This is a genomic window from Gordonia sp. 'Campus', from assembly GCF_022206305.1.
In the GTDB taxonomy this organism is placed as follows: Bacteria; Actinomycetota; Actinomycetes; order Mycobacteriales; family Mycobacteriaceae; genus Gordonia.
In genome coordinates, this window is sequence record NZ_JAKOIW010000040.1 from 1 (window position 1) to 11464 (window position 11464).

An 11464-nucleotide genomic window follows, 5' to 3' on the forward strand; every position below is an offset into this window, starting at 1 on the left:
ATAGGCCAGAACTGTACGCACAGCAATGTGTTCAGGTGACTGGTACTAATCGGCCGAGGACTTACCAACAACACCCACACACCCAAAACCTTTTGGTGTGTTCGCATCCACTATGTACTTCTGAAACAACACACAACAAACAAACACGATTGTTGTGTGACTGTGTTTCATAAAGTTACGGCGGCCATAGCGGAGGGGAAACGCCCGGCCCCATTCCGAACCCGGAAGCTAAGCCCTCCAGCGCCAATGGTACTGCACCCTAACCAGTGTGGGAGAGTAGGACACCGCCGAACACAACCCCCAGAATGCCCCGCAACCCACCGTTGCGGGGCATTCTGCATTCCCGAGACTTTGCGATTTCACGGGCTTTCTTTGGGCACCACGATCATCGGTATCGACACGGCCCGCAGGATCTTGGCGGCGGTGGTTCCGAGGAACAAGGTGTTCGGCGCGGCCAGCCTGCTCGAACCCACCATGACGACATCGCCGTCCTGCCACTCCAGCGACTCGACCGCCTCTTCGATGGTGGTGCCCGAGGCAACAACCGAACTGACCGGGAACTCCGGTGGCAATTGCGCGCGAGCTCTGTCCAAGGTCTGTTGTGCGTGCACCCGGGCGCGGTCGACGGCGTGCTGATCCGGTTCTGTACGCCACGGTTGCACGTCGTCGATGGCGACGAGCGAGATGAGCCGAATCGGTCGGTCGGCGCGTACGCCGCTGCGGAGTGCGGTGTCGAACAGCAGGCGTGTCCCGGGCCGGTGGCCGATGGCGACGGAGATCTGTCTGACCTCCTTCGCTCCGAGATGCGCGAATCCGGGAGGTGCGACGGCCACGGGAATCGGTGACGAATGCAGGATGTCGTTCACGACGGTGCCGAGGGTATGGCGCCCGCGGATACCGCCGCCGGCGCCGCCGATGACGAGCATGTCCGCCCCGGTTCGATGAGCCTGCACGATGAGTCCCTCGGCGGGGTTGGCGTGCTCGGCGATCGTCGTCGTGGTCTCGATGTCGTCCGGGAGTCGTGACGCGGCCTGGTCGAGCCACTGCCGTGCGGCACTGTCGAGAGCATCGGTGAGCTGTTCCACGGGTATGGGTTCGGGTGCATCTCCGGAGCTCTCCGGTTGGGGCGGTATGACTATGCAGATCTCGAGCTCGGCGTCGAACGTGCGTGCCAGGCAGGCGCCGAGAGCGACCGCATCCTCGCCTCCCGAGGTCGCGATGTATGCGACGAGCAACTTCATCGGTTCTCCCTCACATGAACGTCTTCGACCCCGTCTTCGCCAGCCTAGCCATCGCCGCATCGATCGGACGTGCGTCGACGATTGCCCTCGGTACTCCGGCTCCGTGTGGTCGGGTGCTCCTGCCCGGCATCGGACCCGCTTAGATAGGGGCATGGAGTCCCTCGTCGACGGATATTTCAGCCACATCATGAATGAGTGCCGATCGGAGAGATCGGGGGCGGTGGCCGATTACATCCCGGAACTGGCCGTGGTCGACCCGAATGGTTACGCCCTGTCGGTCTGCGTTCACGACGGTCACACCTACTCCCACGGGGACACGTCCACGACCTTCACCATCCAGTCGGTGTCCAAGCCGTTGACGTACGCGATGGCGTTGCAGAAGCACGGTGCCGTCGCGGTGGACGCGAAGATCGGCGTCGAACCGTCGGGGGAGGCGTTCAACGAGATCAGCGTCGACGACCGGCGCCGGCCCAAGAATCCGATGATCAATGCGGGCGCGATCTTCGCGGCGTCGATGCTCCTCCCGCCGATGCGTGGCGTGGACGAGTCGGCGGTGGCGGCGGCGTTTGCCGAGGTGCTCGAGTTCTACTCGGGCTGTGCGGGCCGCCGCCTGACGATGGACGAGGACGTGTACGCCTCGGAGGCGTCGACGGGTTCACGCAATCGTGCGATCGCCTACATGCTCGACAGTTTCGGTTCGCTGGAGACCAGTCCGGATGCCGCCCTCGATCTCTACTACCGGCAGTGCTCGATCCGCGTGACGACCGATGACCTCGCCGGCATCGGTGCCACCATCGCCAACGGCGGGGTGAACCCGCGGACGGGGCGATCGGTCTTCTCCGGCGAGACAGCGCAGCGACTGTTGAGCGTCATGACGACGTGTGGGATGTACGACGGCGCGGGGGACTGGGTCACCACGGTCGGTCTCCCGGCGAAGAGCGGCGTCGGCGGTGGCATCCTCGCCGTGTTGCCGGGTCAGCTCGGCATCGGGGTGTACTCGCCGCGACTCGACGAACACGGCAACAGCGTCCGCGGTGTCGAGGTGTGCCGGTCGTTGTCCAAGGATCTCGGGCTGCACATGTTCAACGTGACGCGCGAGAGCCGGGTGACGATCCGGTCGGTGTACGACATGTCGGACACGACCGTCGGAGAGGAGTGGACCGAGCGCGAACGCAGCTATCTGCGCACGTGCCGGGACACCATCCGGGTGTATGAACTGCAGGGCGACCTGACGTTCGCCGGAGCCGAGAGTGTGCACCGACGGCTCGAAGCCGACATGAACGACTACACCGTGGTGATCGTCGAGATCTCCCGTATCGGGGTCATCGACGCGGTTGCCCGCACCATGGTGCTGAGCATGAAGCAGCGACTCGACGACAGCGGGCGCCGCGCCATGCTCGTCGATCCCGACGGCGTGGTCCGGGCCAGTGTGGACCGTCACCGCAACGATGCTTCGGTACCCGATCTCGCTGCGCCGCAGGAACTCCGGGGCTTCGACCCGGCGTTGCCCCATGTGCACTCGACCATGGACGATGCCATCACCGACGCCGAGTCGTTCTTGCTGAAGCACTACTACGACCGGTGAGTCGCGGTCGGGGAACGGACGTGCAGGGGGTCCCCTCCATCGGTGGCGCGATGGCCTAGGGTGGGCACGTGCGTCTCGTCATCGCGGAGTGTCAGGTCGATTACGTCGGGCGGTTGACCGCCCACCTGCCCATGGCGCGGCGGCTACTGCTGATCAAGTCCGACGGTTCGGTCAGCGTGCACGCCGACGACCGGGCGTACAAGCCGCTGAACTGGATGAGCCCGCCGTGCTGGCTCACCGAGGCAGCCGTCCCCGAAGGTACGCAGGCGCAGGCCTACTGGGTCGTCACGAACAAGGCCGGCGAGGAACTGCGGATCACCATCGCCGCCATCGAACACGACTCCGAGCACGAACTGGGCGTCGACCCCGGGCTGGTCAAGGACGGCGTCGAGGCGCACCTCCAAGAACTTCTCGCGGAGCATGTCGAGACCCTCGGCCCCGGTCACACGCTCATCCGGCGCGAGTACATGACGGCCATCGGGCCGGTCGACCTGCTCTGCCGCGACGCCGCGGGGGCCACGGTCGCGGTCGAGATCAAGCGGCGCGGTGAGATCGACGGTGTCGAGCAGCTGACGCGCTACCTCGAGCTCCTCAACCGGGACACGACACTCGCGCCCGTGGCGGGGGTCTTCGCGGCTCAGCAGATCAAGCCGCAGGCACGGACGCTCGCCGAGGACCGCGGGATCCGCTGCGTCGTTCTCGATTACGACGAGTTGCGGGGCGCCGAGAGCACCGAGTTCCGGCTGTTCTAGCCGGTCAGGCGTTGCTGGGTGCTTCCTCGGCCCTGGCCTCGGGAGACAGCCTGCGGTTGAGCAGCTCCAGGTCCTCGGCGTCGGTGAGCACCGAAAAGTCCGAGTCCTCGGGCTGGGCGAGCAGGGCCGGGAGCTCCGCCAGCCTGTCGCGCAGCTGACCGAGGTTGGCGGCGATGTCCAGTCGTGCCCGGTCGGCCGCCTGCGCCAATTCGCGGGAGCGGTTCAGACGTTCGGCGGCGATGTCCAGCGCCGTCTGGCGGATGTGCGCCGCCTCGTCGAGAGCCCGTTCGCGTTGATCGGCCAGTTCGGCATCGTGGCGTTCGCGTTCGTTGTCACGCTCTCGTGCACTGACGGCCTCGAGTTCGGCGACCTCGGCCTTGGCCTTCTCGACGATGCGCCGGGCCTCGTCGTTGGCGGCCGACATCGTCTTGGTGTGTTCGGCTTCCATCGCCGCGGCGCGCTCGGCGATGAGACGAGCCGACTCCGACTCGTTCGCCGCTGCGGTCTCCTTGACCTGTCGAGCGCGGGCGGCGGCCTCGTCGACGAGCTTCTTGGCCGCCGTGCGTGCCTCGCCGCGGACCCGTTCCGCGTCGGCCGCGGCCGAGGAACGCATGTCGGCCGCTTCCTGGCGTGCGATGGACAAGGTCTCGGCTGCCTCCGCGGACGCCTCGGCACGCATTTCCGACGCCTCGTCGGAGGCCAGTTGCAGCATGCGGGACAGGCGCTCGCTCATCCCCTGCGCGGTGGTCGGCGGCACCGACAGCTTGTCGACCTCGCGGCGGAGCTCGGCGATCTCGTCGCGCGCATCCTCGAGGTGTGCGGCCAACTCGTGGGCGTTGGCGGTGGCGGCGTCGCGGTCGGCGGCGAGAACTCGCAACTCGGCATCGAGCCGCTGAAGGTGGTCGGCGACCTGCTCACGGTCATAACCGCGCATCACGATCGCGAAGGGCAATTGCCGTGCGGGACCTGGCATGGCGGCCAGTGTATCGGAGAGCGTGCAGCGTCGACGCGCCGTCGACGGCGACGCGCGGACACCGGTTGCCGACGTCCGGGCGGTCGCCATGCCGACCATCGGGCGCCGTCCGCCGTGTCGTGGGCGCACCACGGCACCGGCGGATGGCGGGGCGAAAGGCGGTGACCCGCAGTGGTTTTGCGTAGTTCCGCAGACCTCAGTGGGCGTCTGCGGCGGGCTCGACGAGTTCGAGCAACACGCCCCCGGCATCCTTGGGGTGCACGAAGTTGATGCGCGAGTTCGCCGTGCCGCGCTTGGCTGCCGGGTAGAGGACGCGGACACCGGCCTCGGTGAGTCGCGCCATGACGGCGTCGACATCGGTGACGCGGACCGCGAGTTGCTGCAGGCCCGGCCCGTTGCGATCGATGAACTTCGCGATGGTCGAGGACTCGTCGAGCGGTGCCAGCAACTGGATGACCGCGCCGTTCCCGCCGGCGGGGCCGACCATGGCCTCTTCGACGCCCTGTTCGGCGTTGGTCTCCTGATGCAGCGTCTCGAAGCCGAGGTGGGTCGCGTACCACTGTTTGGCGGCGTCCAGATCGGGGACGGCGATACCGACGTGATCGATGGCGACGACCAGGTCGGAGATGAGAGCTGTGGTGCTGGGGTCCGTTGCTGAGGAAGACATGGGACAACGGTAGCGTTGAGGTGTTGAGCGCACAGAGCGGGCGCTCGGTAAACCCCCTCACAAGACCCCCGGAGGTTCGTTCCCATGTCCTCGACTCCCGACACGACAACCGTCATCGTCGCCGGTGCACGCACGCCCTTCGGCCGCCTGATGGGTTCGCTCAAGGATTTCAGCGGGGTCGACCTCGGTGCCGTCGCGATCAAGGGTGCGCTGGAGCGCTCGGGTGTCCCGGCGTCGGAGGTCCAGTACGTGATCATGGGCCAGGTCCTCACCGCGGGTGCGGGCCAGATGCCGGCCCGGCAGGCCGCCGTGAAGGCGGGTATCGGCTGGGACGTCCCCACGCTGACCATCAACAAGATGTGCCTGTCGGGCATCGACGCGATCGCGTTGGCCGACCAGCTCATCCGCGCCGGTGAGTTCGACTGCGTCGTGGCCGGCGGCCAGGAGTCGATGACCCAGGCACCGCACATCCTGCAGGGCAGCCGCAGCGGGTTCAAGTACGGCAACACCGAGCTCGTCGACCACATGGCCTTCGACGGTCTGCACGACGCCTTCACCGATCAGCCGATGGGGGCGCTGACCGAGCAGGGCAACGACGCCGACGGGTTCACCCGCGAGCAGCAGGACGAGTTCGCCGCACGCAGCCATCGGCTCGCGGCCGCTGCATGGAAGAACGGCGTGTTCGACGACGAGGTCGTGCCGGTGTCGATCCCGCAGCGCAAGGGCGACCCGATCGAGTTCGCCGAGGACGAGGGCATCCGCGCCAACACGACCGTCGAATCGCTGTCCGGACTGCGTCCGGCGTTCCGCAAGGACGGCACCATCACCGCGGGCAACTCGTCGCAGATCTCCGACGGTGCGGCCGCCGTGGTCGTGATGAGCAAGGCCAAGGCCGAGGAACTGGGCGTCACGTGGCTGGCCGAGATCGGCGCCCACGGTGTTGTCGCCGGACCGGACTCGAGCCTGCAGGCGCAGCCGGCCAACGCCATCGTCAAGGCCTGTGACCGCGAGGGCATCGCACCGGCCGACCTCGACCTCGTCGAGATCAACGAGGCGTTCGCAGCTGTCGGATTGTCCTCGACCAAGCAACTCGGCATCGACCCCGAGATCGTCAACGTCAACGGTGGCGCCATTGCCGTCGGCCATCCCATCGGGACGTCGGGTGCGCGCGTCGCGCTGCACGTCGCGCTCGAGCTGAAGCGTCGCGGCGGCGGCACCGGCGCAGCGGCCCTGTGCGGCGCCGGAGGTCAGGGAGACGCTCTCATCATCCGGGTGCCCAAGAGCTGACCGACGAGATGTCTACGACACTTTGTCGTAGTTTGATGTCCGATTCGGCACAATGAGGATCATGCTGTCTTTCTTCGACCTGACCACTCCGGCCAAACGCTTTCGGCTCGTCGCCGTGGCGGAGGCCATCACCTGGGCGATCCTGCTGGTCGCCATGGTCGTCAAACGTGTCAACGACGACGACGAGGCCATCGCCAAGCCGGGCATGATCCACGGCGTCGTGTTCGTGATCTTCGTGGTGGTCGCCCTGATCACCGCGGTCCAGCTGAAGTGGAACGCCGTGAAGTGGGAGTTCCCGCTGGGGTCGCGTCGGATCGGCATCCCGATCGTCACCCTGCTCGCCCTGGCGTCGAGCATCCCGCCCTTCGGCACCATCGTCTTCGAATGGTGGGCACGGCGTAACGGCCACCTCGCCGAGTTGTCGGAGGGTCGATCGAGCAGGCAGGCGACCGCCTGACCACGTCCACCGCATCCCCGATCGCTCCGACGCTGCGCCGCTCCCGGCGCAGCGTCGGAGCGATCTTCACGTTGAACGGGTTCCTCGCGGCCATGTGGGTCGCGCACATCCCGGTCATCAGCGCACGGACCGACGTCGGGCACGACGAACTCGGCGGACTACTCCTCCTGCTCGGCGGATCGGCCTTCGTCGGCATGCAGGTGTGCGGTCGCCTGATCGACCGGTGGGGCTCCCGGCCGGTGACCATCGGCGCGGCGGTCCTGCTGTCGGCCGTGATCATCGCCCCGGTCCTCGCCGTGGACGGGCTCACCCTGGCTGCCGCGCTGGTCGCGTTCGGTTTCGCCAACGGATGCCTGGACGTGTCGATGAACGCGCAGGCGGTGATCGTCGAACGGGCCTACGGTCGTCCGATCATGTCGTCCTTCCACGGTTTCTTCTCCGCGGGCAGCCTCGTCGGGTCCGGGGTCGTCGCCGCGACACTGTGGGCGGACGTGGGCGTGGTGCCGACCGTGGCATGTGCGGCGGTCGCGGGACTCGGAGTCGTCGCGGTGGCGGCACGCGGGCTCGCCGATCGTGACGTGGGGGTCACCGACTCGACCACCGACGAGCCCGCGTCCGCGCACTGGTGGCGCACCGTCGATCGGCGTCGTCTGGTCCTGCTGGCACTCGTCGCCTTCGCGCTCATGCTCGCCGAGGGCACCGCCTACGACTGGAGTGCGCTGCACGTCGTCGAGACGTTCGGCACCTCCGAGGCGATCGGGGCCGTTGCCTTCGGCGCATTCAGCGCGACGATGACCATCGCGCGCTTCGTCATCGACCCGGTGGTGGCCTCGGTCGGCCCGGTCGCGGTCGTCCGGTACGGCGGACTGATCGGAACGGCGGGCATCCTCGTCGCGGTGCTCTCACCCGTACCGGCCGTCGCCGTCGTCGGATGGGGTGTGTTCGGCCTCGGGCTGGCCGGTCTGATCCCGCAGATCTTCACCGCGGCGGGAAACCTGTCCGGGCCGGCCAGCGGGCGGACGATCTCCGCCGTCGTCGGCTGCGGCTACCTCGGGATGCTCGCCGGCCCCGCGATCGTCGGGTTCGTCAGCAGCCGCACCTCCCTGAACACCGGGCTGCTGGCAGCCGTGGCCGCGCTGGTCCTCGCGATCGGACTCGCCTCGGTGGTCCGTCCGCCCGGTCCGCGGCGGTCGTCGCCGACAGCAGCCCGGTCCTCAGGCACCGACTGAGCCTTGTCGGCGGTCGTGCCACACTAGAGGGGTGACGCGACCAACCAATCGTCAGCAGGCCGCCGCGGCGGCTCGCCAGCAGGCTGCAGCCGCCATGGCCATGTCCGGGGCCGTCGATCTCGGCGGTCTGAAGGAACGGGCCGAAGCCGAACGCGCACAAGCACAACGCGCGCAGACCAGGGCGGCATCCGCCCCGCAGGATCAGTCGCCCCCGGGTGGGCAGGCCCCGGCACCGACGGGCGGCGCCGCCGTCCTCGACGTCACCGAGGAGACGTTCGAGGCCGAGGTCCTCAACCGCTCGATGCAGCAGCTCGTGGTCGTCGACCTCTGGGCCGAGTGGTGCGGGCCCTGCAAGCAGCTCTCACCCGTCCTGGAACGACTCGCCGGCACGTCGGGCGGGCGCTGGGTTCTCGCGAAGGTCGACGTCGACGCGAATCCGCGTATCGCGCAGGCATTCCGCGCGCAGTCGATCCCGATGGTCGTCGCCATCGTGCAGGGGCAGCCGATCACCGCGTTCAACGGTGTGCGGTCCGAAGCCGAGATCATCCAGTGGATCGACGACATCTTCGCGCAGATCGGCGATGCGCTCCCCGGGGCGCCCGAAGGCGCGGCCCCCGAACCGGAACCGGAGGATCCGCGGCTGCTCGCCGCGGAGGCGAAGCTCAACGACGGCGACTTCGACGGCGCCCTGGCCGACTACCGGGCGGTCGCCGAGGCCGAGCCGGACAATGTCGAGGCGGCCTCCGCCGCACGCAATCTCGAGTTCATCCTGCGCGCGCAGGCGCACGACCCGGCGATCGTCGAGACGGCGTCACCGCGTGATGTGGACGCCCAGCTCGCCGCCGCGGACGTTCTCCTGCTGTCCCAGCAGCCCGAGGCCGCGTTCGATCGCATCATCGACGTCGTGCGGGTGACCAACGGTGAGGAGCGCACCCGTGCCCGCACCCGGTTGCTCGAGCTCTTCGAACTCTTCGATCCCGCCGAGCCGTTCGTCGTCAGCGCGCGTCGCAAGCTCGCCAGCGCTCTCTACTGAGCCCGGGGGCTGCGGTCCCCGCGGGAATCACCCGCGGGGAGCCAGCCAGATCGCGGAGTTCGCGGGGAGCATGACACGGGCCGAGGTCGGACGGCCGTGGAACGACGGCCCGTCGGCGGTCACCGACCCCATGTTGCCCCGGCCACCACCGCTGTAGGCGTCGGCGTCGGTGTTGAGGATCTCGTCCCAGACCCCGGTCAGGGGGAGCCCGACGCGGTAGTCATCGCGATCCGCGCCGCTCAGGTTGAACACGCACGCGACGACCGACCCGTCGGAGCCGTATCGCAGGAAGCTGATGACGTTGTTGGCGGTGTCGTTGGCGTCGATCCACTCGAAGCCGAGCGGATCGATGTCCTGGGTGAAGAGTGCGGGAGTCGAACGGTGGATCCGGTTCAGGTCGGTGACCAACGCGGAGATGCCCGAGTGGAGTTCGCCCTCCCACCCCTGCAGCTGGTGCCAGTCGAGGCTGCGGTTGTCGGCCCACTCGGCGGTCTGACCGAACTCCTGGCCCATGAACAACAGCTGCTTGCCCGGGTGCGACCACATGAAGGCCAGGTAGACCCGGACACCCGCGGCCTTGCTGAACGAATCGCCGGGCATCCGGGTCCAGAGCGTGCCCTTGCCGTGCACGACCTCGTCGTGCGACAGCGGCAGCACGAAGTTCTCACTCCACGCGTACATCAGAGAGAAGGTGATCTCGTGATGGTGGAAGCTGCGGTGGATCTGGTCGCGCGAGAGGTAGTCGAGGGTGTCGTGCATCCAGCCCATGTTCCATTTGAAACTGAACCCCAGCCCGCCCAGATCGGTCATGCGGGTGACGCCCGGCCACGCCGTGGACTCCTCGGCGACGGTGATCACGCCCGGGAAATGCTTGTGGACGGTCGCGTTGGTCTCCTGGAGGAACTGTACCGCCTCCAGGTTCTCCCGCCCGCCGTGGATGTTCGGGCGCCATTGGCCGGCGGGCCGTGAGTAGTCCAGGTACAGCATCGACGCGACGGCATCCACCCGGAGGCCGTCGATGTGGAACTCGCTGAACCAGAACAGCGCATTGGCCACGAGGAAGTTGCGCACCTCGTACCGGCCGAAGTCGAAGACGTAGGTGCCCCAGTCGAGTTGCTCGCCACGCATCGGGTCGGCGTGTTCGTAGAGCGGCGTGCCGTCGAACCGCGCCAGTGCCCAGTCGTCCTTGGGGAAGTGGGCGGGCACCCAGTCGACGATGACCGCGATGTCCCGCGAGTGGAGGTGGTCCACCAGATACCGGAAGTCGTCGGGTGTTCCGAAGCGTGCCGTCGGCGCGTAGTACGACGTGACCTGATAACCCCACGAACCGCCGAAGGGGTGTTCGGCGACGGGCAGGAACTCGACGTGGGTGAAGCCCTTCTCGACCACGTAGTCGGCCAGCTCGTGCGCGAGCTCGCGATAGCCGAGGCCCTCGCGCCACGACGCCAGATGCACCTCGTAGACGCTCATCGGTTCGCGTTCGGGTGCCGACTGCTCGCGCCGGGCGATCCAGGCGTCGTCGGTCCAGACGTGCTGCGACACGGTGACCCTCGAGGCCGTGGCCGGAGGCGGGGTCGTGCGGAATGCCATCGGGTCGGCCTTCTCACGGATGATCCCGTCGGCGCCGTGCACGCGAAACTTGTAATGGGCTCCGTCGCCGACGCCAGGGACGAACACCTCCCACACCCCGCTCGACCCGATCTTGCGCATCGGGGCGACGCGACCGGTCCACTCGTCGAAGTCGCCGATGACGGTGACGCCGTGGGCATTCGGTGCCCACACCGAGAAGGCGGTGCCCTCCACGACGCCGTCGGGGGTGGTGTAGGAGGTCACCCGTGCGCCGAGAGCGTTCCAGAGCGCCTCGTGGCGACCCTCACTGAACAGGTGGATGTCGATGTCGCCGAGACTGGGCAGGAACCGATATCCGTCGGCGACGACCAATTCCTCTGTGCCGCCTGAGGAGTCGAGATAGGTGACGCGATACCGGTAGTCCATGAGGTCGGCGATCGGCACCGTGACGACCCAGAGGTCGTCGGTCTGGCGGGTCATCGGGTGATCGACGCCGCCGATGAGTGCGGACACCTCCAGCGCATTCGGGCGGAGCGTGCGCAGGATCGTGGTGCCACCCGGGGCGTCGTGGGCGCCGAGGAAGGCGTGTGGGTCGGGGTGCGTCTGCGCGGCGAGGCGGTTCAGGTCGTGGTCGGACGCGCGGGGGTCCGGCGGATCGGACGGTGTGGCTC

10 protein-coding genes and 1 rRNA gene are annotated in these 11464 nt (G+C 67.8%); 7 read left to right on the plus strand and 4 right to left on the minus strand.

From position 1 onward, the window contains the following. Window positions 1-176: 176 nt before the first annotated feature. A 5S ribosomal RNA gene (gene rrf, locus MAY35_RS22975) occupies window positions 177-293 on the plus strand. A gap of 66 nt (window positions 294-359) precedes the next feature. Here rrf and MAY35_RS22980 read toward each other — a convergent pair. After that, the gene (locus MAY35_RS22980; RefSeq protein ID WP_238423625.1) at window positions 360-1241 is read right to left on the minus strand and encodes a universal stress protein; all 882 of its coding nucleotides are present in this window, start codon (window positions 1239-1241) and stop codon (window positions 360-362) included. 151 nt (window positions 1242-1392) lie between these two features. On the opposite strand from MAY35_RS22980, the gene glsA reads away from it, so the two are divergent. Beyond that, on the plus strand, window positions 1393-2826 hold the full coding sequence (gene glsA / locus MAY35_RS22985) for a glutaminase A (RefSeq protein ID WP_238423627.1): 1434 nt from the start codon (window positions 1393-1395) through the stop codon (window positions 2824-2826). 68 nt (window positions 2827-2894) lie between these two features. After that, window positions 2895-3578, plus strand: a complete 684-nt coding sequence (gene nucS, locus MAY35_RS22990) for an endonuclease NucS (protein WP_238423628.1) — start codon at window positions 2895-2897, stop codon at window positions 3576-3578. A gap of 4 nt (window positions 3579-3582) precedes the next feature. On the opposite strand, the gene MAY35_RS22995 is transcribed toward nucS, so the two are convergent. Continuing rightward, the gene (locus MAY35_RS22995) at window positions 3583-4551 is read right to left on the minus strand and encodes a hypothetical protein (protein WP_238423630.1); all 969 of its coding nucleotides are present in this window, start codon (window positions 4549-4551) and stop codon (window positions 3583-3585) included. A 196-nt stretch (window positions 4552-4747) separates the two neighbouring features. Next, window positions 4748-5218, minus strand: a complete 471-nt coding sequence (gene mce, locus MAY35_RS23000) for a methylmalonyl-CoA epimerase (RefSeq protein ID WP_238423632.1) — start codon at window positions 5216-5218, stop codon at window positions 4748-4750. An 84-nt stretch (window positions 5219-5302) separates the two neighbouring features. Here mce and MAY35_RS23005 point away from each other — a divergent pair, with 84 nt between their 5' ends. The 4 genes from MAY35_RS23005 (at window position 5303) to MAY35_RS23020 (ending at window position 9224) form a co-directional block, all read left to right on the plus strand. After that, window positions 5303-6505 carry an acetyl-CoA C-acetyltransferase gene (locus tag MAY35_RS23005; protein WP_238423633.1) on the plus strand — a complete coding sequence of 401 codons (1203 nt, stop codon included), beginning with the start codon at window positions 5303-5305 and terminating at the stop codon, window positions 6503-6505. Between the two features lie 61 nt (window positions 6506-6566). Further along, window positions 6567-6962, plus strand: a complete 396-nt coding sequence (locus tag MAY35_RS23010) for a DUF3817 domain-containing protein (protein WP_238423634.1) — start codon at window positions 6567-6569, stop codon at window positions 6960-6962. A 92-nt stretch (window positions 6963-7054) separates the two neighbouring features. After that, window positions 7055-8191: an MFS transporter gene (locus tag MAY35_RS23015; RefSeq protein ID WP_238423640.1), complete on the plus strand. Its 1137-nt coding sequence runs from the start codon at window positions 7055-7057 to the stop codon at window positions 8189-8191. 94 nt (window positions 8192-8285) lie between these two features. Continuing rightward, on the plus strand, window positions 8286-9224 hold the full coding sequence (locus MAY35_RS23020; protein ID WP_238423641.1) for a tetratricopeptide repeat protein: 939 nt from the start codon (window positions 8286-8288) through the stop codon (window positions 9222-9224). A 27-nt stretch (window positions 9225-9251) separates the two neighbouring features. On the opposite strand, the gene glgB is transcribed toward MAY35_RS23020, so the two are convergent. Further along, a partial coding sequence (gene glgB, locus MAY35_RS23025; RefSeq protein ID WP_238423638.1) for a 1,4-alpha-glucan branching protein GlgB occupies window positions 9252-11464 on the minus strand: 2213 nt, incomplete at its 5' end.

Coding starts and splice junctions, on each gene's coding strand:
- MAY35_RS22980 (WP_238423625.1), bottom strand. CDS start 1,241: ATGAAGTTGCTCGTCGCATACATCGCGACCTCGGGAGGCGAGGATGCG.
- glsA (WP_238423627.1), top strand. CDS start 1,393: ATGGAGTCCCTCGTCGACGGATATTTCAGCCACATCATGAATGAGTGC.
- MAY35_RS22995 (WP_238423630.1), bottom strand. CDS start 4,551: ATGCCAGGTCCCGCACGGCAATTGCCCTTCGCGATCGTGATGCGCGGT.
- mce (WP_238423632.1), bottom strand. CDS start 5,218: ATGTCTTCCTCAGCAACGGACCCCAGCACCACAGCTCTCATCTCCGAC.
- MAY35_RS23005 (WP_238423633.1), top strand. CDS start 5,303: ATGTCCTCGACTCCCGACACGACAACCGTCATCGTCGCCGGTGCACGC.
- MAY35_RS23010 (WP_238423634.1), top strand. CDS start 6,567: ATGCTGTCTTTCTTCGACCTGACCACTCCGGCCAAACGCTTTCGGCTC.
- MAY35_RS23015 (WP_238423640.1), top strand. CDS start 7,055: ATGTGGGTCGCGCACATCCCGGTCATCAGCGCACGGACCGACGTCGGG.
- MAY35_RS23020 (WP_238423641.1), top strand. CDS start 8,286: ATGGCCATGTCCGGGGCCGTCGATCTCGGCGGTCTGAAGGAACGGGCC.